The sequence below is a fragment of the Pseudomonas jilinensis genome, assembly GCF_003586265.1.
Classification (GTDB): domain Bacteria; phylum Pseudomonadota; class Gammaproteobacteria; order Pseudomonadales; family Pseudomonadaceae; genus Halopseudomonas; species Halopseudomonas phragmitis.
Genome location: NZ_QJSA01000016.1, coordinates 1 through 22,089 on the forward strand (window position 1 = coordinate 1; position 22,089 = coordinate 22,089).

General features: G+C 57.9%; 33 protein-coding genes. 32 read left to right on the forward strand and 1 reads right to left on the reverse strand.

The genetic code is table 11. The features are described 5' to 3' along the window. Positions 1–179: 179 nt before the first annotated feature. From rpsJ to katG, 29 genes are all read left to right on the forward strand, one after another. Complete coding sequence (rpsJ, locus tag C2846_RS15890) at positions 180–491, forward strand: 30S ribosomal protein S10 (RefSeq protein ID WP_044501102.1); 312 nt, start codon at positions 180–182, stop codon at positions 489–491. 93 nt (positions 492–584) lie between these two features. Then, complete coding sequence (gene rplC, locus C2846_RS15895) at positions 585–1,223, forward strand: 50S ribosomal protein L3 (RefSeq protein WP_080048722.1); 639 nt, start codon at positions 585–587, stop codon at positions 1,221–1,223. A 12-nt stretch (positions 1,224–1,235) separates the two neighbouring features. Beyond that, positions 1,236–1,838: a 50S ribosomal protein L4 gene (rplD, locus tag C2846_RS15900; RefSeq protein WP_080048721.1), complete on the forward strand. Its 603-nt coding sequence runs from the start codon at positions 1,236–1,238 to the stop codon at positions 1,836–1,838. Continuing rightward, positions 1,835–2,131, forward strand: coding sequence for a 50S ribosomal protein L23 (gene rplW, locus C2846_RS15905; protein WP_080048720.1), 297 nt, complete (start codon positions 1,835–1,837; stop codon positions 2,129–2,131). The genes rplD and rplW overlap by 4 nt, the downstream gene beginning before the upstream one ends. 11 nt (positions 2,132–2,142) lie before the next feature. Then, a complete protein-coding gene (gene rplB, locus C2846_RS15910) occupies positions 2,143–2,967 on the forward strand; it encodes a 50S ribosomal protein L2 (protein WP_080048719.1) in 825 nt (274 codons plus the stop codon). Between the two features lie 17 nt (positions 2,968–2,984). Continuing rightward, positions 2,985–3,260 carry a 30S ribosomal protein S19 gene (rpsS, locus tag C2846_RS15915; RefSeq protein WP_080048718.1) on the forward strand — a complete coding sequence of 92 codons (276 nt, stop codon included), beginning with the start codon at positions 2,985–2,987 and terminating at the stop codon, positions 3,258–3,260. A 12-nt stretch (positions 3,261–3,272) separates the two neighbouring features. Continuing rightward, positions 3,273–3,605, forward strand: a complete 333-nt coding sequence (gene rplV / locus C2846_RS15920; RefSeq protein ID WP_080048717.1) for a 50S ribosomal protein L22 — start codon at positions 3,273–3,275, stop codon at positions 3,603–3,605. A gap of 11 nt (positions 3,606–3,616) precedes the next feature. Continuing rightward, positions 3,617–4,297, forward strand: a complete 681-nt coding sequence (gene rpsC, locus C2846_RS15925) for a 30S ribosomal protein S3 (RefSeq protein ID WP_095626741.1) — start codon at positions 3,617–3,619, stop codon at positions 4,295–4,297. Positions 4,298–4,308: 11 nt separating this feature from the next. Further along, complete coding sequence (gene rplP, locus C2846_RS15930; RefSeq protein ID WP_080048715.1) at positions 4,309–4,722, forward strand: 50S ribosomal protein L16; 414 nt, start codon at positions 4,309–4,311, stop codon at positions 4,720–4,722. Continuing rightward, positions 4,722–4,913 (forward strand): 50S ribosomal protein L29, encoded by a 192-nt coding sequence (gene rpmC, locus C2846_RS15935; RefSeq protein WP_119701939.1) that lies wholly within the window; start codon positions 4,722–4,724, stop codon positions 4,911–4,913. Before rplP ends, rpmC begins: the two co-directional genes overlap by 1 nt. A gap of 2 nt (positions 4,914–4,915) precedes the next feature. Next, entirely contained in the window at positions 4,916–5,179 is a 264-nt protein-coding gene (gene rpsQ, locus C2846_RS15940; RefSeq protein ID WP_080048713.1) for a 30S ribosomal protein S17, read from the forward strand. A 43-nt stretch (positions 5,180–5,222) separates the two neighbouring features. Beyond that, positions 5,223–5,591 (forward strand): 50S ribosomal protein L14, encoded by a 369-nt coding sequence (rplN, locus tag C2846_RS15945; RefSeq protein WP_080048712.1) that lies wholly within the window; start codon positions 5,223–5,225, stop codon positions 5,589–5,591. Between the two features lie 11 nt (positions 5,592–5,602). Further along, on the forward strand, positions 5,603–5,917 hold the full coding sequence (gene rplX, locus C2846_RS15950; RefSeq protein ID WP_080048711.1) for a 50S ribosomal protein L24: 315 nt from the start codon (positions 5,603–5,605) through the stop codon (positions 5,915–5,917). Between the two features lie 17 nt (positions 5,918–5,934). Next, positions 5,935–6,474, forward strand: a complete 540-nt coding sequence (rplE, locus tag C2846_RS15955; protein ID WP_080048710.1) for a 50S ribosomal protein L5 — start codon at positions 5,935–5,937, stop codon at positions 6,472–6,474. 10 nt (positions 6,475–6,484) lie between these two features. Further along, positions 6,485–6,790 carry a 30S ribosomal protein S14 gene (gene rpsN, locus C2846_RS15960; RefSeq protein WP_080048709.1) on the forward strand — a complete coding sequence of 102 codons (306 nt, stop codon included), beginning with the start codon at positions 6,485–6,487 and terminating at the stop codon, positions 6,788–6,790. Between the two features lie 39 nt (positions 6,791–6,829). Continuing rightward, the gene (gene rpsH, locus C2846_RS15965; protein WP_080048708.1) at positions 6,830–7,222 is read left to right on the forward strand and encodes a 30S ribosomal protein S8; all 393 of its coding nucleotides are present in this window, start codon (positions 6,830–6,832) and stop codon (positions 7,220–7,222) included. 12 nt (positions 7,223–7,234) lie between these two features. Beyond that, positions 7,235–7,765 carry a 50S ribosomal protein L6 gene (rplF, locus tag C2846_RS15970; protein ID WP_080048707.1) on the forward strand — a complete coding sequence of 177 codons (531 nt, stop codon included), beginning with the start codon at positions 7,235–7,237 and terminating at the stop codon, positions 7,763–7,765. Between the two features lie 10 nt (positions 7,766–7,775). Further along, the gene (gene rplR, locus C2846_RS15975; RefSeq protein WP_080048706.1) at positions 7,776–8,126 is read left to right on the forward strand and encodes a 50S ribosomal protein L18; all 351 of its coding nucleotides are present in this window, start codon (positions 7,776–7,778) and stop codon (positions 8,124–8,126) included. An 11-nt stretch (positions 8,127–8,137) separates the two neighbouring features. Continuing rightward, positions 8,138–8,641: a 30S ribosomal protein S5 gene (gene rpsE, locus C2846_RS15980; RefSeq protein WP_080048705.1), complete on the forward strand. Its 504-nt coding sequence runs from the start codon at positions 8,138–8,140 to the stop codon at positions 8,639–8,641. Between the two features lie 6 nt (positions 8,642–8,647). After that, complete coding sequence (gene rpmD / locus C2846_RS15985) at positions 8,648–8,830, forward strand: 50S ribosomal protein L30 (protein WP_080048704.1); 183 nt, start codon at positions 8,648–8,650, stop codon at positions 8,828–8,830. A gap of 3 nt (positions 8,831–8,833) precedes the next feature. Next, positions 8,834–9,268: a 50S ribosomal protein L15 gene (gene rplO, locus C2846_RS15990; protein WP_080048703.1), complete on the forward strand. Its 435-nt coding sequence runs from the start codon at positions 8,834–8,836 to the stop codon at positions 9,266–9,268. Next, positions 9,269–10,597 (forward strand): preprotein translocase subunit SecY, encoded by a 1,329-nt coding sequence (gene secY, locus C2846_RS15995; protein WP_080048702.1) that lies wholly within the window; start codon positions 9,269–9,271, stop codon positions 10,595–10,597. 23 nt (positions 10,598–10,620) lie between these two features. After that, complete coding sequence (gene rpmJ / locus C2846_RS16000) at positions 10,621–10,737, forward strand: 50S ribosomal protein L36 (protein WP_074781302.1); 117 nt, start codon at positions 10,621–10,623, stop codon at positions 10,735–10,737. A 170-nt stretch (positions 10,738–10,907) separates the two neighbouring features. Then, complete coding sequence (gene rpsM / locus C2846_RS16005) at positions 10,908–11,264, forward strand: 30S ribosomal protein S13 (RefSeq protein ID WP_080048701.1); 357 nt, start codon at positions 10,908–10,910, stop codon at positions 11,262–11,264. A gap of 20 nt (positions 11,265–11,284) precedes the next feature. Beyond that, entirely contained in the window at positions 11,285–11,674 is a 390-nt protein-coding gene (rpsK, locus tag C2846_RS16010) for a 30S ribosomal protein S11 (protein WP_080048700.1), read from the forward strand. Positions 11,675–11,689: 15 nt separating this feature from the next. Continuing rightward, entirely contained in the window at positions 11,690–12,310 is a 621-nt protein-coding gene (gene rpsD / locus C2846_RS16015; RefSeq protein ID WP_080048699.1) for a 30S ribosomal protein S4, read from the forward strand. A 25-nt stretch (positions 12,311–12,335) separates the two neighbouring features. Beyond that, positions 12,336–13,337: a DNA-directed RNA polymerase subunit alpha gene (locus C2846_RS16020; protein ID WP_080048698.1), complete on the forward strand. Its 1,002-nt coding sequence runs from the start codon at positions 12,336–12,338 to the stop codon at positions 13,335–13,337. A 26-nt stretch (positions 13,338–13,363) separates the two neighbouring features. Beyond that, positions 13,364–13,747 (forward strand): 50S ribosomal protein L17, encoded by a 384-nt coding sequence (rplQ, locus tag C2846_RS16025; RefSeq protein WP_080048697.1) that lies wholly within the window; start codon positions 13,364–13,366, stop codon positions 13,745–13,747. A gap of 431 nt (positions 13,748–14,178) precedes the next feature. Next, on the forward strand, positions 14,179–16,302 hold the full coding sequence (katG, locus tag C2846_RS16030; RefSeq protein WP_119701940.1) for a catalase/peroxidase HPI: 2,124 nt from the start codon (positions 14,179–14,181) through the stop codon (positions 16,300–16,302). Positions 16,303–16,400: 98 nt separating this feature from the next. Here katG and uvrA read toward each other — a convergent pair whose 3' ends face one another. Beyond that, positions 16,401–19,235, reverse strand: a complete 2,835-nt coding sequence (gene uvrA / locus C2846_RS16035; RefSeq protein ID WP_119701941.1) for an excinuclease ABC subunit UvrA — start codon at positions 19,233–19,235, stop codon at positions 16,401–16,403. A gap of 159 nt (positions 19,236–19,394) precedes the next feature. Between uvrA and C2846_RS16040 the strand changes: the two genes are divergently transcribed. The 3 genes from C2846_RS16040 to C2846_RS16050 all read left to right on the forward strand — a co-directional run bounded on the left by C2846_RS16040 (position 19,395) and on the right by C2846_RS16050 (position 22,048). Continuing rightward, positions 19,395–20,765, forward strand: a complete 1,371-nt coding sequence (locus tag C2846_RS16040; protein ID WP_080048694.1) for an MFS transporter — start codon at positions 19,395–19,397, stop codon at positions 20,763–20,765. A 29-nt stretch (positions 20,766–20,794) separates the two neighbouring features. Further along, a complete protein-coding gene (ssb, locus tag C2846_RS16045) occupies positions 20,795–21,277 on the forward strand; it encodes a single-stranded DNA-binding protein (protein ID WP_080048693.1) in 483 nt (160 codons plus the stop codon). Positions 21,278–21,370: 93 nt separating this feature from the next. Continuing rightward, positions 21,371–22,048, forward strand: a complete 678-nt coding sequence (locus C2846_RS16050) for a histidine phosphatase family protein (protein ID WP_080048692.1) — start codon at positions 21,371–21,373, stop codon at positions 22,046–22,048. Positions 22,049–22,089 lie beyond the last annotated feature (41 nt).

A 22,089-nucleotide genomic window follows, 5' to 3' on the forward strand; every position in this document is an offset into this window, starting at 1 on the left:
TGGTTGCCAAGATCATCGAGTAATGATCTGAAGCGTCAGCAAAAGCCCCCGTTCTTCGGGGGCTTTTGTATTTGAGTTGACAGTGGGTGGTTGCATCAGTAGAATTGCGCCTCCCTTGGATGGGCCTGCCCGTTGTGCGGGTGTGCTCAGAAGAACCGTTACTTGGAGTTTCTGGTCAAATGCAGAACCAACAAATCCGTATTCGGTTGAAGGCTTTTGACCATCGCCTGATTGATCAATCTACCCAGGAAATCGTGGATACCGCGAAGCGTACTGGGGCTCAGGTGCGTGGTCCGATTCCTTTGCCGACTCGCAAAGAGCGTTTTACCGTATTGATTTCTCCGCACGTCAATAAAGATGCGCGGGATCAATATGAAATCCGTACCCACAAGCGGGTGCTGGATATCGTTCAGCCCACCGACAAAACTGTTGATGCGCTGATGAAGCTGGACCTGGCAGCAGGTGTAGAGGTCCAGATCAGCCTCGGCTGAAGCCCCACACGACGGGGGCTATCAGTCGTGTAACGCCCTGAAATGGGCGGCCATAGCGGGTAAATAGCCCCGTGCACTCATGAGGTTTACAACATGACTATTGGTGTAGTCGGCCGGAAATGCGGTATGACCCGCGTTTTCACTGAAGATGGTGTTTCCATTCCGGTTACGGTGATTGAAGTAGAGCCGAACCGTGTCACTCAGGTTAAGTCCCAGGATACCGACGGCTATCAGGCCGTGCAGGTGACCGTTGGTGAGCGTCGCGCTACTCGCGTGACCAAGCCGATGGCAGGGCATTTTGCCAAGGCCAATACTGCGGCAGGTCGCCGCGTATGCGAATTCCGCCTGGAAGCAGGTCAGGAGTTTGAAGCCGGCGCAGAAATTACCGTTAGCATTTTTGAAGCGGGCCAGAAAGTAGACGTTACCGGGCAATCCAAGGGTAAGGGCTTCGCCGGTACCATCAAGCGCTGGAACTTCCGCGGTCAGGATGCTACCCACGGTAACTCCGTTTCCCACCGTGTACCGGGTTCGATTGGCCAGTGCCAAACTCCGGGTCGCGTCTTCAAGGGCAAAAAAATGTCTGGTCACATGGGTGCTGAGCAAGTGACCGTGCAGACCCTGGAAGTCGTGCGCGTTGACGCCGAACGTAACCTGCTGCTCATCAAGGGCGCGGTACCTGGTGCTACCGGTAGCGACGTTGTTGTTCGCCCGGCAGTCAAGGCCAAGGGTTAAGGGGGAGTTACCATGAATTTGAATGTAGCTGGCGCAAGTGCGATCGACGTTTCCGATCTGACCTTTGCCGCCGAGTTTAACGAAACCCTGGTTCACCAGGCAGTCGTCGCCTACATGGCTGGCGGCCGTCAGGGCACCAAGCAGCAGAAGACCCGTTCCGACGTTTCTGGCGGTGGCAAAAAGCCCTGGCGCCAGAAAGGCACTGGTCGCGCCCGTGCCGGTACCATCCGCAGCCCGATCTGGCGTGGGGGCGGTACCACTTTCGCCGCGCGTCCGCGTGACTTCGAACAGAAGTTGAACCGCAAGATGTACCGCGGTGCCCTGCGTTCGATCCTGTCCGAGCTGGTCCGTCAGGAGCGTCTGGTTGTGGTTGAGAGCTTTGCTGTCGACGCACCCAAGACCAAAGGCCTGATCGGCAAGCTGAAGGATCTGAACCTGGACAACGTGCTGATCGTGACCGACAGCGTTGACGAAAACCTGTACCTGGCAGCGCGCAACCTGCCGCACGTCGATGTACGTGATGTACAGGGTTCGGACCCGGTCAGCCTGATCGCCTACGACAAGGTGCTGATTACCGTGCCTGCCGTCAAGAAGTTCGAGGAGATGCTGGGATGAACCAGGAGCGCATTTTCAAAGTACTGCTGGGCCCGCATGTGTCTGAAAAGGCGACTGTGCTGGCTGACAGCAAGAACCAGTTTGTGTTCAAGGTGGACACCACTGCCACCAAGCTGGAAATCAAGAAGGCCGTTGAGCAGTTGTTCAACGTTAAGGTCAAGAGCGTCTCGACCCTGAACGTCAAGGGCAAGACCAAGCGTACCATGCGCGGCCTGGGCAAGCGTAATGACTGGAAGAAGGCCTATATCAGCCTGGAAGCCGGTCAAGACATCGACTTCGCCAGCGCTGAATAAGGGGATACATCATGGCTATCGTTAAATGTAAACCTACTTCCGCTGGCCGCCGCTTCGTCGTCAAGGTCGTCAACTCTGACCTGCACAAGGGCGCGCCTTATGCTCCTCTGGTCGAGAAGCAAGGCAAGTCTGGTGGTCGTAACAACAATGGTCGCATCACCACGCGTCACCGCGGGGGCGGCCACAAGCAGCACTACCGTTTGGTCGATTTTCGTCGCAACAAGGATGGCATTCCGGCCGTCGTTGAGCGTATCGAATACGATCCGAACCGTACCGCTCATATTGCTCTGCTGAAATATGCCGATGGCGAGCGTCGTTACATCATCGCGCCCAAGGGCGTGAGTGCTGGTGATCAGGTGATCTCCGGTGCCGATGCACCGATCAAGCCGGGTAACACTCTGCCGCTGCGCAACATTCCGGTCGGTAGCACCATTCACGCGATCGAACTGAAGCCCGGCAAGGGTGCTCAGGTTGCTCGCAGCGCCGGTGCCTCCGTTCAGCTGGTTGCTCGTGAAGGTGCCTATGTCACCGTGCGTCTGCGCTCTGGCGAGATGCGCAAGGTGCTGGGTGAGTGCCGCGCCACCCTGGGCGAAGTGTCCAACGGTGAGCACAGCCTGCGCTCTCTCGGCAAGGCTGGCGCCAAACGCTGGCGTGGTATCCGTCCGACCGTTCGTGGTGTTGCCATGAACCCGGTTGATCACCCGCATGGTGGTGGTGAAGGGCGTACTTCTGGTGGTCGTCATCCGGTGTCGCCGTGGGGCTTCCCGACCAAGGGTGCCAAGACTCGGTCCAACAAGCGCACTGACAAGATGATTGTCCGTCGTCGCAGCAAGTAATTAGAGGGGATACGACAGTGCCGCGTTCTCTGAAGAAAGGTCCTTTTATCGATCTTCACCTGTTGAAGAAGATCGAAGTGGCAGTTGAAAAGAATGAGCGTAAGCCGATCAAGACCTGGTCGCGCCGTTCGATGATTCTGCCGCAGATGGTTGGTCTGACCATCGCCGTACATAACGGTCGTCAGCATGTACCGGTCATCGTTACCGAAGACATGGTCGGCCACAAGTTGGGCGAATTCTCTGCTACGCGTACCTATCGTGGTCACGCGGCAGACAAGAAAGCCAAGCGCTAAGGGGTTAGGAAGATGGAAGTAGCCGCTACTCTCAAGGGCGCCCGACTCTCTGCCCAGAAAGCTCGCTTGGTCGCCGACCAGATCCGCGGGAAAAAGGTGGATGAGGCCCTGAACCTGCTGAGCTTCAGCAACAAGAAGGCCGCTGATGTCATCAAGAAAGTGCTGGAGTCGGCAATTGCCAACGCCGAGCACAATGATGGCGCAGACGTGGATGACCTGAAGGTCTCCACCGTGTTTGTCAATGAAGGTCGCTCCCTGAAGCGCATCATGCCGCGTGCCAAAGGCCGTGCTGATCGCATCGTAAAGCGGTCTTGCCATATCACGGTCAAGGTTGCTGACAAGTAGGAGTCGATCACATGGGTCAGAAAGTACATCCGGTAGGCATTCGCCTCGGTATCGTTAAAGAACACACTTCGGTGTGGTACGCAGATGGTCGCAACTATGCCGACTATCTGAACACCGACCTGAAAGTACGTGCGTACATTCAGGACAAACTGAAAAGCGCTTCGGTCAGCCGCGTGGATATCCAGCGTCCGGCCCAAACCGCCCGTATCACCATTCACACCGCTCGTCCGGGCATCGTGATTGGCAAGAAGGGTGAGGACGTCGAGAAGCTGCGTCAGGAACTGACTCAGCAGATGGGCGTGCCGGTGCACATCAACATCGAAGAGATCCGCAAGCCGGAGCTCGACGGTGCCCTGGTGGCCCAGAGCGTTGCTCAGCAGCTGGAGCGTCGCGTGATGTTCCGTCGCGCCATGAAGCGTGCGGTTCAGAACGCCATGCGTATCGGTGCCAAGGGTATCAAGATTCAGGTCAGCGGCCGTTTGGGCGGCGCCGAAATCGCCCGCACCGAATGGTATCGCGAAGGTCGTGTGCCGCTGCACACCCTGCGCGCCGACATTGATTACGCGACAGCTGAAGCCCACACCACTTACGGTGTGATTGGCGTCAAGGTTTGGATCTTCAAGGGCGAGATCATTGGTGGTCTGCCGGAAGAAACCAAAGCTGCCGCTCCCAAGAAAAAAGCTGCTAAGTAAGGGGTACGCACATGTTGCAACCGAAGCGTACGAAGTTCCGCAAGCAAATGACCGGTCACAACCGTGGCCTGGCGCATCGCGGTAGTAAGGTGAGCTTTGGCGAGTTCGCCCTCAAGTCCGTCAGCCGTGGTCGTCTGACTGCTCGTCAGATCGAGGCGGCCCGTCGTGCCTTGACCCGTCACGTCAAGCGTGGTGGCAAGATCTGGATCCGGGTATTCCCCGACAAGCCGATCTCCAAGAAGCCGCTGGAAGTGCGGATGGGTAAAGGTAAAGGTAACGTCGAGTACTGGGTAGCCCAGATTCAGCCGGGCAAAGTCCTGTACGAGATTGAAGGTGTTTCCGAAGAGCTGGCGCGCGAGGCATTTGCCCTGGCCGCAGCCAAGCTGCCTCTCGCTACCACCTTTGTTAAGCGGACGGTGATGTGATGAAAGCGACAGAACTTCGTGAAAAATCAGCCGAGCAGCTCAACGAGCAGCTGCTCACCCTGCTGCGTGACCAGTTCAATCTGCGCATGCAGAAGGCTACCGGTCAACTGGGTCAGAGGCACCTGCTCAAGCAGGTCAAGCGTGATATCGCCCGTGTGAAGACCGTGCTCAATCAGAAAGGTGGTAACTGATCATGGCCGAGAACAAAACAGTACGTACCGTTACTGGCCGTGTGGTCAGCGACAAGATGGACAAGACCGTCACTGTGCTCGTTGAGCGTCAGGTAAAGCATCCCCTTTACGGCAAGTACGTAAAGCGCTCTACCAAGCTGCATGCGCACGACGAAAACAACGAATGCCGCATCGGCGACCTGGTCACCATCCGGGAAACCCGCCCCTTGGCTAAAACCAAGAGCTGGACCCTGGTGCAGGTTGACGAGCGCGCGGCGCAGGTATAAGCCCCGCGCGGTATAGCGGATTATTTAAGGGTCGGAGAAAGTTATGATTCAGACTCAATCCATGCTGGATGTGGCTGACAACAGTGGTGCACGTCGAGTGATGTGTATCAAGGTTCTGGGCGGTTCTCACCGCCGCTACGCCGGCATTGGCGACATCATCAAAGTTACCGTCAAGGAAGCGATTCCGCGCGGTAAGGTAAAGAAAGGCCAGGTGCTCAACGCGGTCATCGTGCGTACCCGTCACGGCGTACGCCGTACTGACGGTTCGCTGATCCGTTTCGATGGCAACGCTGCCGTTCTGCTCAACAACAAGAATGAGCCGATCGGTACCCGCATCTTTGGGCCAGTGACGCGTGAACTTCGTAACGAGAAGTTCATGAAGATCGTTTCCCTCGCGCCCGAAGTGCTGTAAGGAGCCCGGTCATGCAAAAGATCAAACGTGACGACGACGTAATCGTCATCGCCGGCAAAGACAAAGGCAAGCGTGGCAAGGTCCTCAAGGTCCTGGCTGATGCCCGCCTGTTGATCGCTGGCGTCAACATTGTCAAGCGCCACACCAAGCCTAATCCGATGGCTGGTCGTCAGGGCGGCATTGTTGAAAAGGAGGCGCCTATCCACGTCTCCAACGTGGCTATCTTCAACCCTGAGACCAGCAAGGCCGATCGCGTCGGCTTCAAGGTCGAAGACGGTAAGAAGGTTCGTATTTTCAAGTCGACCCAAAAAGCGGTCGACGCTTGAGAATCTAGGTGCTTACCATGGCAAGATTGAAAGAGCATTACCGCACTAACCTCGTTCCCAAGCTGAAAGAAGAGCTCGGCCTGAAGAACGTGATGGAAGTGCCGAAGATCACCAAGATCACCCTGAACATGGGTCTTGGTGAGGCCGTCGGTGACAAGAAAGTCATCGAGAACGCACTGGCCGATCTGGAAAAGATCACCGGTCGCAAGGGCATCGTGACCTATTCGCGCAAGTCGATCGCGGGTTTCAAGATCCGTGATGGCTGGCCGATCGGCGTCAAGGTGACCCTGCGTCGTGAGCAGATGTACGAATTTCTCGACCGTCTGCTGTCGATTTCGCTGCCGCGTGTACGTGACTTCCGTGGTCTGAACGCCAAGTCGTTCGACGGTCGCGGTAACTACAGCATGGGCGTCAAGGAACAGATCATTTTCCCGGAAATCGATTACGACAAGATCGATGCCCTGCGTGGTCTGGACATTACCCTGACCACCACCGCGCGGACCGACGATGAAGGTCGTGCGCTGCTGCGTGCGTTCAGCTTCCCGTTCCGCAACTAGGAGTCAGGTCATGGCCAAAATCAGCATGAAAAACCGCGAGGCCAAGCGCGCTCGTCTGGTTGCTAAGTACGCCAAGAAGCGTGCTGAGCTCAAGGCTACCATCGGTAATGTCAACGCCTCTGCCGAAGAGCGTTGGAATGCCCAGGTAGCCCTGCAAAAATTGCCGCGCGATGCCAGCCCGGTCCGTCAGCGTAACCGCTGCCGTATCACTGGTCGTCCGCACGGTGTATATCGCAAGTTCGGTCTGAGCCGCATCAAGCTGCGTGAAGCAGCCATGCGCGGTGATGTTCCCGGTCTGGTCAAGGCCAGCTGGTAATCCAGACCTTTATTACTCAGTTTCAGGAGCAGAAAGCCCATGAGTATGCAGGACCCGTTGGCAGATATGCTGACCCGTATCCGTAATGCCCAGATGGCTGAAAAGTCCAGTGTCAGCATGCCTTCGGCAAAGCTGAAGGTGGCTGTCGCCAAAGTACTTAAAGAAGAAGGCTATGTTGCCGGTTATGAAGTTTCAGGTGATGCCAAGCCTGTGCTCTCGATCGAGCTCAAGTACTTCGAGGGCAAGCCGGTAATTGAAGAGCTGAAGCGTGTGAGCCGTCCCGGCCTGCGCCAGTACAAAGCCGTTGACCAGCTGCCGAAGGTCAGGGGTGGACTGGGTGTCTCGATCGTCTCCACCAACAAGGGTGTAATGACTGATCGCGCTGCTCGCGCTGCCGGTATCGGCGGCGAAGTACTCTGCACCGTATTCTGATAGGGGGTTACGATGTCTCGCGTCGCTAAGAACCCTGTCAAATTGCCGCAGGGTGTAGAAATCAAGGTCAACGGCCAGGAGCTGTCAGTCAAGGGCGCCAAAGGTACCCTGCAGCTGAATCTGCACTCCACCGTTGAAGTCGTTCAGGAAGATGGTGAGTTGCGCGTAGCTGCTCGTCCGGGTAGCCCGAACATGGCCATGGCCGGTACCACCCGCGCCCTGGTCAACAACATGGTTATCGGCGTCAGCCAGGGCTTTGAGCGCAAGCTGCAGCTGGTCGGTGTAGGTTACAAGGCTCAGGCCAAAGGGCAGGTTCTGTCTCTGGCTCTGGGTTACTCGCACCCGATCGACTATCAGTTGCCCGAGGGTGTTTCCGTTGAAACCCCGAGCCAGACTGACATCATCATCAAAGGCATCGACAAGCAACTGGTCGGTCAAGTAGCCGCGGAAATTCGTGATTTCCGTCGTCCTGAGCCTTATAAGGGCAAGGGTGTACGCTACGCCGATGAGGTCGTGCGTCGTAAAGAAGCCAAGAAGAAGTAGGGCATAGCAAATGAGCGATAAAAAAGTTATTCGTCTCCGTCGCGCTCGCCGTTCGCGTCTGAAAATGCGTGAGCTGGAAGCCGTACGTCTGTGCGTGCACCGCTCTTCGCAGCACATTTACGCACAGGTGATCGCTGCCGATGGTTCCAAGGTTCTGGCCAGTGCCTCCACCCTGGACGCCAGCCTGCGTGGTGGCAACACCGGCAACATCGAAGCCGCCAAGAAGGTTGGTCAACTGGTCGCCGAGCGCGCCAAAGCTGCCGGCGTTACTCAGGTCGCTTTCGACCGTTCCGGCTTCAAGTATCATGGCCGCGTCAAGGCGTTGGCCGACGCTGCTCGTGAAGGCGGGCTGGAATTCTAAGGGTAAAAGCTATGGCTAATTTCGACCAAAAGCGCGACGAAGGTTACATTGAGAAGCTGGTTCAGGTTAACCGCGTTGCCAAAGTAGTAAAAGGTGGCCGTATCTTCGCCTTCACCGCACTGACTGTGGTAGGTGATGGCAAGGGCCGTGTTGGCTTCGGTCGTGGCAAGGCGCGTGAAGTGCCTGCCGCTATCCAGAAAGCCATGGAAGCCGCTCGTCGCAACATGATTCAGGTGGACCTGAACGGGACCACTCTGCAGTACCCGGTCAAAGCTGCTCATGGCGCCTCCAAGGTGTTCATGCAGCCGGCCTCCGAAGGTACTGGTGTCATCGCTGGTGGCGCAATGCGTGCCGTGCTGGAAGCTGCGGGCGTGCATAACGTTCTGGCCAAGTGCTACGGTTCCACCAACCCGGTTAACGTCGTTCAGGCTACCTACAAGGGTCTGAAGTCGATGCAGTCTCCCGAGTCTGTAGCGGCCAAACGCGGCAAGACCGTCGAAGACATCGCGGGGTAAGCTCAGATGGCTAACGAAAAAATCAAAGTAACGCTGACCAAGAGCGTTGCCGGTCGTCTGCCCAAGCACATCGCCTGTGTAAAGGGCCTGGGCCTGCGCCGTATCGGTCACACTGTTGAAGTCGAAGATACTCCGGCTGTCCGTGGGATGATCAACAAGGTCTCCTACATGGTTCGGGTAGAGGGTTAAGACATGAAACTGAATGATCTGCGTTCCGCACCGGGCGCCCGTCGCGAGAAGCATCGCGTCGGCCGCGGTATCGGTAGCGGCCTGGGCAAGACTGCCGGTCGCGGCCACAAGGGTCTGACTTCTCGCTCCGGCGGGACCGTCGCCCCGGGCTTCGAGGGTGGTCAACAGCCGTTGCATCGTCGTCTGCCGAAGTTTGGTTTTGTTTCCAAGATTGCCATGGTGACCGCCGAGATCCGTACCAGTGAGCTGAACAAGCTGGACGTTGAGGTGGTTGACCTGCAGGCGCTCAAGGATGCCAACATCATCGGCAACAAGTATTCGCGTGCCAAAGTGGTTCTCTCCGGAGAAATCACCAAGGCCGTCACCCTGAAAGGCCTGATGGCTACTAAGGGTGCACGTGCAGCGATCATCGCGGCTGGCGGCAAGATCGAGGACTAAATGGCTAAGCAAGGCGCTCTCTCTGGAATGAATCAAGGCGGCCTGAGTGAACTATGGGGGCGTTTGCGCTTCCTGTTCCTGGCGATCATTGTTTACCGTATCGGGGCGCATATCCCGGTGCCGGGTATCAACCCTGATCGTCTGGCCGATCTGTTCAGACAGAACGAGGGGACCATTCTTAGCCTGTTCAACATGTTCTCTGGTGGTGCCCTGGAGCGAATGAGTATCTTCGCCCTGGGCATCATGCCGTACATCTCTGCGTCAATTATCATGCAGTTGATGACGGCGGTCAGTCCAACCTTGGAGCAGTTGAAAAAGGAAGGTGAGTCCGGGCGTCGGAAAATCAGTCAATACACTCGTTATCTGACTCTGGTGCTGGCCTTTATTCAAGCCATTGGTATGTCTGTGGGTCTGGCCAGTCAGGGCGTAGCGTTCAATACCGGGTTCGGCTTCTACTTCGTAGCGGTCACGACCTTCGTATCGGGCGCCATGTTCATGATGTGGCTGGGTGAACAGATCACCGAGCGCGGTGTTGGCAACGGCATCTCGATGCTGATTTTTGCCGGTATCGTTGCCGGGTTGCCAAGTGCTATTGGCCAGTCGTTCGAAGCGGCGCGCCAGGGCGACATCAACATTTTCGCCTTGATTGCGATTGCCCTTCTGGCGATTGCCTTGGTGGCCTTCGTCGTTTTCGTCGAACGCGGCCAGCGTCGGATCACCGTCAATTACGCTAAGCGCCAACAGGGCCGCAAGGTGTTCGCCGCTCAGAGCAGTCATCTGCCGCTGAAGGTGAATATGGCGGGTGTGATTCCGGCGATTTTCGCCAGCAGTATCCTGTTGTTCCCGGCCTCGCTGGGGACCTGGTTCGGTCAGGGTGAGGGTATGGGCTGGCTGCAGAGCCTGTCTCAGGCCATTGCTCCGGGTCAGCCGCTGAATATCATTCTGTTTAGTGCAGGGATCATTTTCTTCTGCTTCTTCTATACAGCGTTGATGTTCAATCCGAAAGATGTCGCTGAAAACCTGAAGAAATCAGGTGCGTTCATTCCGGGTATTCGCCCCGGTGAGCAGTCAGCGCGTTACATTGACGGTGTTCTGACTCGTCTGACCATGTTCGGTGCCTTGTACATGACTGCGGTTTGTTTGTTGCCGCAGTTCCTGGTGGTATCGGCAAATGTGCCCTTCTATCTGGGTGGGACCTCGCTGTTGATCGTCGTAGTGGTTGTTATGGACTTCATGTCCCAAGTACAATCGCACCTCGTTTCTCAGCAGTACGAGTCTCTTTTGAAGAAATCGAACCTGAAGGGCTACGGCAGCGGCATGCTGCGCTGACGTTCAGGTTTTAGGAGTCGGTTATGAAAGTTGCAGCATCTGTGAAAAAACTTTGCCGTAACTGCAAGGTCATCCGCCGCAATGGTAGCGTGCGCGTGATTTGCAGTGCTGAGCCTCGTCACAAGCAGCGCCAAGGCTAATCGCCTCAACAGCTGATTGAAGACTACGTCTCAGGATAACCGCCACCCGGCCAGATAATTGGCTGGGTGGTTGAATTTTGTTTTTGTTAGCGCTACCCTACTGCACCCTTTTTTGCGCAACCTGGTTTGCTTGGGGTGAGTCAGGTAGCTGTCAGACGGAGTAAATTTGGATGGCCCGTATTGCAGGCGTCAACATCCCGGATAACAAACACACTGTTATCTCCCTGACCTATATCTTTGGTATCGGTCGGACCAAGGCACAGGAAATTTGTGCCACCACCGGCATTGCGCCGGATGTGAAAATCAAGGACCTCAACGAGGAGCAGGTTGACCTGCTGCGTAACGAAGTCGCCAAGAGCACTGTCGAAGGCGATCTGCGTCGTGCGATCAACATGAACGTCAAGCGTCTGATGGATCTGGGTTGCTACCGTGGTCTGCGTCACCGTCGTGGCCTGCCGGTCCGTGGTCAGCGCACCAAGACCAATGCTCGTACCCGTAAGGGTCCGCGCAAGCCGATCCGTAAGTAATCGCGAAGGAATATACAGATATGGCTAAGCCTGCTGCTCGTGTCCGTAAGAAAGTCAAGAAGACGGTGGTTGATGGGGTTGCCCACATCCACGCGTCGTTCAACAACACTATCATCACCATTACCGATCGCCAGGGTAATGCCCTGAGCTGGGCCACTTCCGGTGGTTCCGGTTTCCGTGGCTCGCGCAAGAGCACCCCGTTCGCTGCCCAGGTGGCTGCCGAGCGTGCTGGTCAGGCGGCTCTGGAATATGGTCTGAAGAACCTCGACGTGTGCGTCAAGGGCCCCGGCCCGGGTCGTGAGTCTGCTGTCCGTGCGCTGAATGCCTGCGGTTACAAAATCAGCAGCATCACTGACGTTACCCCCATCCCGCACAACGGCTGCCGCCCGCCGAAGAAGCGTCGCGTTTAATCAGGAGAGACGGAAATGGCTCGTTATATTGGTCCCAAGTGCAAGCTGTCTCGCCGTGAAGGTACAGATCTGTTCCTGAAAAGCGGTGCGCGTGCTCTCGAATCCAAGTGCAAACTGGAAACCCCTCCGGGCGTACACGGTCAACGCCGTGGTCGTCTGTCTGAGTACGGCACCCAGTTGCGTGAAAAACAGAAGGTCCGTCGTATGTACGGCGTTCTGGAGCGTCAATTCAGCAACTATTACAAGGAAGCTGCCCGCCTGAAGGGTGCTACCGGTGAGAACCTGCTGCAACTGCTCGAGCGTCGTCTGGACAATGTGGTTTACCGCATGGGCTTTGGTGCTACCCGCTCCGAAGCGCGTCAGCTGGTTTCCCACAAGGCCATCAGCGTTAACGGCAAGACCGTGAACATCGCTTCCTTCCTGGTATCCCCGGGTGACGTGGTAGCCGTTCGCGAGAAGGCCAAAAACCAGCTGCGTGTTAGCAGTGCGCTCGAACTGGCTGCCCAGCGCGGTCAAGTAGAGTGGATCGAGGTCGATTCTGGCAAGAAGGAAGGTGTCTTCAAGAGCCTGCCGAGCCGCAGCGACCTGTCCGCCGACATCAATGAAAACCTGATCGTCGAGCTCTACTCCAAGTAAGCGACAGACAGTAAATAGGTGCCCCATGCAGAGTTCGGTTACCGAGTTTCTAACCCCGCGTCACATTGACGTACAGGAAACCTCGCCCACCCGCGCCAAGATTACTCTTGAGCCGCTGGAGCGTGGTTTCGGCCATACCCTGGGCAATGCGCTGCGTCGCATCCTGCTCTCCTCCATGCCCGGTTGCGCCGTGGTAGAGGCGGAAATCGACGGCGTTTTGCATGAGTACAGCGCCATCGAGGGCGTCCAGGAAGATGTCATCGAGATCCTGCTGAACCTCAAAGGTCTGGCAATCAAGATGCACGGCCGTGACCAAGTGACCCTTAGCCTTTCCAAGAAAGGCCCAGGTCCGGTTACTGGCGCGGACATTCAACTGGATCACGATGTCGAGATCGTTAACCCCGATCACGTAATCGCCAACCTGTCCGACAACGGCTCCCTGAGCATGAAGTTGACTGTCGCTCGTGGCCGTGGCTACGAGCCGGCGGATGCTCGCCAGTCCGACGAAGACGAGAGCCGTTCGATCGGTCGTCTGCAACTTGACGCTACTTACACCCCGGTTCGCCGCGTGGCTTATGTAGTGGAAAGTGCGCGTGTCGAGCAACGGACCAACCTGGACAAGCTGGTTATCGATCTGGAGACCAACGGTACTCTGGACCCGGAAGAGGCCATTCGCCGTGCCGCTACCATTCTGCAGCAGCAGTTGGCAGCTTTCGTCGATCTCAAGGGTGACCAGGAGCCGGTGGTTGAGCAGCAGGAAGACGAGATTGATCCGATCCTGTTGCGTCCGGTGGACGATCTTGAACTGACTGTGCGCTCGGCCAACTGTCTGAAGGCTGAAAACATCTATTACATTGGCGATCTGATCCAGCGTACCGAAGTGGAGCTGCTGAAGACCCCGAACCTGGGCAAGAAGTCCCTGACCGAGATCAAGGACGTTCTGGCTTCGCGTGGTCTGTCCCTGGGTATGCGTCTGGACAACTGGCCGCCTGCTAGTTTGAAGAAGGACGACAAGGTTTCGGCCTGATCGTCTCGACACCGAGGAATTGAGAGATGCGTCATCGTAAAAGTGGTCGTCACCTGAGCCGGACCAGCTCACACCGCAAGGCCATGTTCCAGAACATGGCGGTGTCGCTGTTCGAGCATGAATTGATCAAAACCACCCTGCCCAAGGCCAAGGAGCTGCGTCGCGTTGCCGAGCCGCTGATCACCCTGGCTAAGGAAGACACTGTTGCCAACCGTCGTCTGGCGTTTGACCGTACCCGCAGCAAAGAAGCGGTCGGCAAACTGTTCAACGATCTGGGCAAGCGCTATGCCGACCGTCCCGGCGGTTATGTGCGTATCCTGAAGTGCGGTTTCCGCCCTGGCGACGCCGCGCCGATGGCTTACGTCGAGCTGGTTGATCGCCCTGAGCTGGCTTCTGCCGGCGAAGAGTAAGGTCAGTCCTTGCTTAGCAAAAAGGCCGGGTTTTCCCGGCTTTTTTGTGCCTGCGATTTGTCGCCTAATCTGTAATCCCTTCCTGAAAGTTTTTCTCTATTGGCAAGCTTGTGTAAATGAATTGGCTGAGTCAGCGCTCAAGGTCAATACTTGCTGCATCCGGTTTCGGCCGGTTCTACCCAGTGTCCATTCGTGACCTATGCATAGCAAGGAGCCTGATATGCCACACAAGAAGAAATCAGTTCAAGCTGAATACCCCTCGGTGATCAATTCACCTTCAAACCGATTTCCATGACTGAGCGCTAAGTCGGATTCTCGCAAAGCCTGGCGCTGACCTAAATCGAGCTCAGCCAAGCATAAAACTGGTATTTCTACCCATTCTGGCTCTATACCCAACCAGCAATGGCGTATCAACCTAAAGGAAGGAACATATGTCGACTGAATCAAAATGCCCTTACCATCCTGCGGGCCTTGGAACCCAGAATATTGACTGGTGGCCGAATATGCTGCGCGTTGATCTGCTCAACCAGCATTCGGAAAGATCTAATCCTCTGGGCGAGAAATTTAACTACGCCAAAGAGTTCAAGAAGCTCGACTATGCCGCGCTCAAGGCTGACATCAAGAAGACCCTGACCGACTCGCAAGAGTGGTGGCCTGCTGACTGGGGAAGCTACGGTGGCCTGTTCATTCGCATGGCTTGGCACAGTGCGGGTACCTATCGTCTGGTAGACGGCCGTGGCGGCGCCGGTCGCGGTCAGCACCGCTTCGCTCCCCTGGGCTCTTGGCCAGATAATGCCAGCCTGGACAAGAGTCGCCGTCTATTGTGGCCGGTAAAACAGAAGTACGGGCAGAAAATCAGTTGGGCCGACCTGTTTATCCTGGCAGGCAACATTGCCCTGGAGGCCTCGGGCTTTCGTACTTTCGGCTTTGCTGCTGGTCGTGAAGACACCTGGGAGCCGGATAACGATGTCAACTGGGGGACCGAGAAGGAGTGGCTGAAACACCGCCGTTCCGAGGCGCTGAAAGACAGTCCCTTGTCTGCTACCGAGATGGGTCTGATTTATGTTAACCCTGAAGGTCCGGAGGCCAGCGGTGATCCGCGTTCGGCGGCGCCGTTTATTCGCGCCACCTTTGGCAACATGGCGATGAACGACGAGGAAATCGTTGCGCTGATCGCTGGAGGCCACACCCTGGGCAAGACTCACGGTGCGGTTCCGGGCGACAAAATCGGGCCGGATCCGGAAGCGGCACCGATCGAACAGCAAGGTCTGGGCTGGGCCAGTGGCTATGGTAGTGGTGTGGGTAAGGATGCGATTACCTCAGGTATTGAAGTGATCTGGACACAGACCCCGACCCAGTGGAGTAACTACTTCTTTGAAAACCTGTTCAAGTACGAATGGGTTCAGACCAAGTCTCCGGCCGGCGCCATCCAATGGGAGGCCAAAGACGCACCAGAGATCATGCCTGACCCCTTCGATCCGTCGAAGAAGCGTAAGCCGACCATGTTGACCACGGACCTGACTCTGCGCTTCGATCCCGAGTTCGAAAAAATTTCGCGCAAGTTCCTCAATGATCCGCAGGCTTTCAACGAAGCCTTTGCGCGCGCCTGGTTTAAGCTGACCCACCGCGACATGGGTCCCAAGGCGCGCTATCTCGGCCCGGAAGTGCCGAAGGAAGATCTGATCTGGCAAGATCCGTTGCCGCCTGCTGGCGCTGCGCCGTCCGCTGCTGATATTGCTGATGCCAAGGCCAAGATCGCTGAGCTAGGGTTGAGTGTTTCCGACTTGGTTTCGCTCGGCTGGGCCTCAGCTGCAACCTTCCGTGGTGGTGACAAGCGCGGTGGTGCCAACGGCGCGCGTCTGGCCCTGCAGCCACAGCGTGGTTGGGCGGTCAACAAGGTCGCGGTTGCTGCTTTGGCCAAGATTGAGGCCATCAAGCCCGCGACCAAGCTGTCGCTGGCTGATCTGATCGTGCTCGCCGGCAATCTTGGTGTCGAGCAGGCAGCCAAGGCTGCGGGTGTGGCGGTCAATGTACCGTTCGCCGCCGGTCGGGTCGATGCGCTCCAGGAGCAGACCGAAGTCGATACCTTTGAATACCTAAAGGGTGTGGCTGATGGTTTCCGTAACTGGAAAGGTGACGGTGTTGATATCAGTGACGAAGTTCTGCTGCTGGACAAGGCTCAGCTTTTGACCTTGACCGGCCCTGAAATGACCGTGTTGGTTGGCGGAATGCGGGTGCTGGGAGCGAACTGGGACGGCAGCAAGCACGGGGTCTTCACTGATAGGGTGGGTGTGCTCAGCAATGACTTCTTCGTCAACCTTCTGGATATGGCTACCGTTTGGAAGTCCAACGGTGGTATCTACGAAGGCGTGGATCGCAAGAGTGGGGCCAAGAAGTACACCGCAACTCGTGCTGATCTGGTGTTTGGTTCCAACTCAATCCTGCGTGCCTATGCCGAGGTTTATGCTCAGGCTGGTGGTCAAGAGAAGTTCGTGCAGGACTTCGTGGCGGCCTGGACCAAGGTGATGAACCTGGACCGCTTCGATCTGGCCTAAACCGCCAGGCAAAGACCTTAGTGGTCATTGCCGCAAAAGCCGGGCTACAAGCCCGGCTTTTGCGTGTCTGCGTTGAGGCAAATTATCTGCGGGATGAATCAGGTACGGTCACGCTCCAGCAGCGGGCCGAGGAATCGCCCGGTGTGTGACTGGGGCATTGCTGCGACTTGTTCCGGGGTGCCACTGGCGATGATCTGTCCCCCCTTGGAACCACCCTCGGGACCAAGGTCGACCAGCCAGTCGGCGGTCTTGATCACGTCCAGGTTGTGTTCGATCACCACCACGGTGTTGCCGTGGTCGCGCAGCCGGTGCAGGACGTCGAGCAGTTGCTGAATGTCGGCAAAGTGCAGGCCGGTAGTCGGCTCGTCGAGAATGTACAGGGTCTTGCCGGTATCACGCTTGGACAGCTCGCGGGCCAACTTGACCCGTTGGGCTTCGCCGCCCGAGAGCGTGGTGGCCGACTGACCGAGGCGAATGTAGGACAATCCGACATCGATCAGGGTTTGCAGTTTGCGGGCAATCGCCGGAATCGCGTCGAAGAACTCGCGAGCCTCCTCGATGGTCATTTCCAGCACCTCATGGATGCTCTTGCCCTTGTAGCGAATCTCCAGGGTCTCGCGGTTGTAGCGTTTGCTCTTGCATACATCGCAGGGGACGTAGATATCTGGCAGAAAATGCATTTCGACCTTGATCAGACCGTCACCCTGGCAGGCTTCGCAACGCCCGCCCTTGACGTTGAACGAGAAGCGCCCGGCCTTGTAACCGCGAGAGCGGGCTTCCTGGGTGCCGGCAAACAGCTCGCGGATCGGGGTGAACAGGCCGGTGTAGGTGGCCGGATTGGAGCGCGGGGTACGGCCGATCGGGCTCTGGTCAATATCGACTACCTTGTCCAGGTGTTGCAGGCCGTCGAAGCTGTCGTAGGGGGCAGCCTCTAGGGTGGTGGCGCCGTTCAGTGCAGTAGCGGTGATCGGGAACAGGGTATTGTTGATCAGGGTTGATTTTCCCGAGCCGGAGACGCCGGTGATGCAGGTCAGCAGCCCAACCGGGATCTCCAGATTGACCTTCTGCAGGTTGTTGCCGCAGGCCCCCTTGAGCTTTAGCCACTGACCTTTCTGCAGTGGAGTGCGCTTGGCCGGCACGGCAATCTTCTTGCGCCCGGACAGGTATTTGCCGGTCAGCGAGGCGGGGTGCGCCATGACCTGCTGGGGGGTGCCATGGGCAACGATCTGGCCACCGTGCACGCCCGCTCCGGGGCCGATGTCGACCACATAGTCGGCCAGGCGGATGGCATCTTCGTCGTGCTCGACCACGATTACCGTGTTGCCCAGGTCGCGCAGGTGCACCAGGGTTGCCAGCAGTCGTTCGTTGTCGCGTTGATGCAGACCAATTGAGGGCTCGTCGAGGATATACATGACACCGACCAGGCCGGCGCCGATCTGGCTAGCCAGGCGGATGCGCTGGGCCTCGCCACCGGACAGGGTGTCGGCACTGCGGTCCAAGGTCAGGTAATCAAGGCCAACGTTGACCAGAAACTGCAGGCGTTCGCGAATTTCCTTGAGGATCTTCTCGGCGATCTCCCCCCGGCTGCCATCCAGATGCAACTGGCCGAAGTAATCGGCGGCGGCACCGACCGGCAGGGTGGTAATGCCCGGCAGGTTGCGTTCGTCGATGAATACGTGGCGAGCCTCGCGACGCAGTCGGGTGCCGTGGCAGTCTGGACAGGGTTGGGTGCTCAGGTACTTGGCCAGCTCTTCGCGTACGCTTTGCGATTCAGTTTCCCGGTAGCGTCGCTCCAGATTGGGAACGATGCCCTCAAACGGGTGTTCGCGCAGCACGATATCTCCGCGGTCATTGAGGTAGCGGAAGGTGACCTTAGTGCTGCCGGTGCCATTGAGGATCAGTTTGCGGTGTTGCTCAGACAGCTGGCCAAACGGGGTGTCCAGGTCGATACCGTAATGTTCGGCCAACGAGCCGAGCATCTGGAAATAATAGACGTTGCGCCGATCCCAGCCGCGGATGGCACCCTCGCCAAGGGTCAGCTCGCCATTGACCAGGCGCTTCTGATCGAAGAACTGCTTGACTCCGAGCCCGTCGCAGCTGGGGCAGGCACCGGCCGGATTGTTGAAAGAGAACAGCCGCGGTTCCAGTTCGCTGATCGAGTGCCCGCACTCGGGGCAGGCAAAGCGTGCGCTGAAGGTGATTTCGTCACCGTCTTCGCCGTCCATGGGGGCGATAATGGCGATGCCGTCGGCTAGTTGCAGAGCGGTTTCAAAGGATTCGGCCAGACGCAGTTGCAGATCATCTCGAACCTTGAACCGGTCGACCACCACTTCGATGCTGTGCTTGCGCTGTTTGTCCAGTGCCGGGGCTTCATCCAGATCATGCACACGGCCATCGATGCGGGCGCGGACAAAACCCTGGGCGCGCAGTTCGTCGAGCACTGCCAGGTGCTCGCCCTTACGCTCGCGGATTACCGGGGCCAGCAGCATCAGCTTGCTGCCTTCGGGCAGGGCCAGCACCTGGTCGACCATCTGGCTGACGGTCTGGGCCGCCAGCGGCAGGTCATGATCCGGGCAGCGTGGAATGCCGACCCGGGCATACAGCAGGCGCAGATAATCGTAGATTTCGGTAATAGTGCCGACGGTCGAGCGCGGGTTGTGCGAGGTAGATTTCTGCTCGATGGAGATCGCCGGCGACAGGCCTTCGATATGGTCGACATCGGGCTTTTCCATCATCGACAGAAACTGCCGGGCATAGGCCGACAGCGACTCGACGTAGCGGCGCTGACCCTCGGCATAGAGGGTGTCGAAGGCCAGGGAGGACTTGCCTGAGCCGGACAGGCCAGTGATCACGATCAGCTTGTCGCGGGGCAGATCAAGGTCGACATTCTTCAGGTTGTGGGTGCGTGCCCCACGAATCAGTATGGTATCCACAACACATGCACCGGGCGGCCAGCAAAGCGGACTAGTATACGGGTTTCGGCCACTGGACGGCAAAGTGATGGGGCTTGCGGCGTCGGTCGCTCGGGGCGTGGCGTGGCGGGGCGGTGTCGGCGTGCTAGAATGCGCGCTTTTGCTGATTGCGGAGCCACCATGCCCAGGGCTGATTCAATGACCACTGCCGAACGCCGGGCGGCCTCGTCGCTGGCGGCGGTGTTCGCCTTTCGCATGCTGGGGCTGTTCATGGTGCTGCCGGTGCTGGCCACTTACGGTCAGGGACTGGCCGGGGCGACACCGCTGCTGATCGGCATGGCGATTGGTGCCTATGGCCTGACCCAGGCCTTTCTGCAGATTCCCTTTGGCATGCTGTCCGACCGGATTGGGCGCAAGCCGGTGATCGTTGGTGGTCTGGTGCTGTTCGCCCTGGGTGGGTTACTGGCCAGCCAGGCGGAAACTATCTATGGCGTGATCGCCGGGCGGGTGCTGCAAGGGGCTGGAGCAATCGCCGCTGCGGTGATGGCGCTGGTGGCTGACCTGACGCGCGAGCAACACCGGACCAAGGCCATGGCCATGATCGGCATGAGTATCGGTACTTCTTTTGCCGTGGCGATGGTGGCTGGGCCGGTAATCGCTGGTCTGGGTGGCCTGACGGCAGTGTTTCAGGTGACCGCCGGGTTGGCCGTGTTGGGGTTGGTGCTGGTGCTCTGGGTGGTGCCGTCGCCGCAACAGGCGCTTCGTCACCGTGAGGCGGGGGTGGTGCGCGCGGCCTTTTGGCCGACCCTGCGCAACCCTGAGCTGCTGCGACTGAACTACGGCATTGCGGTACTGCACGCGATATTGATGGCGGTATTCATTGCCGTACCGCTGGCTCTGCAGGAACGGGCCGGGCTGCCGCCTGAGGAGCATTGGTGGGTCTATCTGGCGGCTTTGCTGGTGTCGTTCTTCGCCATGGTGCCGTTTATCATCTATGCCGAGCGTCAGCGACAGATGAAACGGGTGGTGTTGGGGGCAATCATGCTACTGGCGCTGGTCCAGCCGCTGTTCTGGCTGAGTGTTGATTCGCTGGGCTGGCTGGTGACGGCGGTCGTGCTGTTCTTCATTGGCTTCAATCTGCTTGAGGCTACCTTGCCATCGCTGCTCAGCAAGCTGGCGCCAGCCGGCAGCAAGGGTACCGCCATGGGCGTCTACTCAACCTGCCAGTTCGCTGGCGCGGCGCTGGGTGGGGTGCTGGGTGGCGCGGTATTCGGGGCCTTTGGCTTGACCGGGGTGTTCGTCTGTTGTGCGTTGCTTGCACTGTCCTGGTGGGTGATTGGTGTTACCATGGGCGAGCCACCGTACGTTACCAGCTACCGCCTGCCGTTGCCCCTGGCGCTGGTCCGGGATGAGGCATTACCCCGGCGAATTCTCGCGGTTCCGGGGGTAGCTGAAGCGGTGGTTGTGGCCGAAGAGGCCGCAGCATATCTAAAAGTCGATACACAGGTGCTCGACCGTGAGGCTCTGGATCGGGTCATTGATCCGGCCTGAGCTGGCGGCGGCACGTCAGGAGAGAAAACATGGCCAGAGGCGTCAACAAGGTAATTCTGATCGGTAATGTAGGGGGCGACCCGGAAGTGCGCTACCTGCCCAACGGCAATGCGGTGGCCAACGTCACCCTGGCCACCAGCGATAGCTGGAAAGACAAGCAGAGCGGTCAGATGCAGGAGCGTACTGAGTGGCACCGGGTGGTGTTCTTCGGCCGTTTGGCGGAAATCGTTGGAGAGTATGTACGCAAGGGCTCCAAGCTCTATATCGAAGGTCGTCTGCAGACCCGCGAATGGGAGAAGGATGGGGTCAAGCGCTACACCACCGAGATCGTGGTCGATATGGGCGGTCAGATGCAGTTGCTCGATAGCCGTCAGGGCGGAGAAGGCATGGGGCAACGTGCACCGCAGGAACGTCCGGCGCAGCCGGCTCGTCAACAGCCGCAGGCTCAGCCAGCCGCTCAGCAGCAGCCGGCGCCCGATTACGACAGCTTTGATGACGACATTCCGTTCTGATATGTAACTGTCGGTGAAACCCGGTATGACCGAGCATAGAATGCTATCCCGGTCTGCCGGGTTTTCTTTTGTTCAGTGAAAATGGGTTGCCCGATGTCAGATATCTACTTCGTACGCCATGGCCAGGCCTCCTTCGGCTCCAGCAACTATGATCAGTTGTCCGAGTTAGGACATCAGCAGGCGCGGCTGCTGGGCGAATATTTTCGCGAGCGGGACATGCAGTTTGAGCGGGTTCTGGTCGGCGATATGGTCCGGCATCGGGAAACCGCCGAAGGCATCTGTCAGGGGATGGGGCTCAGCGGTAGCAGCTTCGAGGTTCTGACAGAGCTCAACGAATTTGATTTTCATGCGATTCTGAAGGCCTATCTTACTCAATTCCCGGACCAGGCGTTGCCGGAGAAACCGGCGGTGGCGGACTTCTTCAAGCGTCTGCGCCAGGGCATTCTGCTCTGGTCGCGTGGCGAGCTGCAGGGTGAGTTGCCGGAAACCTGGGTGCAATTCGAGCAGCGTTTGCAGTATGTCCGTGAGTATGTGATGCGCGAGTGTGCCGGCCGCCGGGTGCTGGCGGTCAGTTCTGGTGGGGCGATTGCCATGTTGGTACGGCAACTGCTCAAGGCGCCGGAAGAAATCATGGTCGAACTCAACCTGCAAACCCGCAATACCGCGTTGATTCACTGCATCTTCAACCAGCGTTCAATGCGTTTGAGCAGTTTCAACAATGTGCCGCATCTGGATCACCCAGAGCGCCAGGCACTGATCAGCTACACCTGAGGGTGACGAGCAGGCCGCAAGCAATGCACAATGCAGCGAAT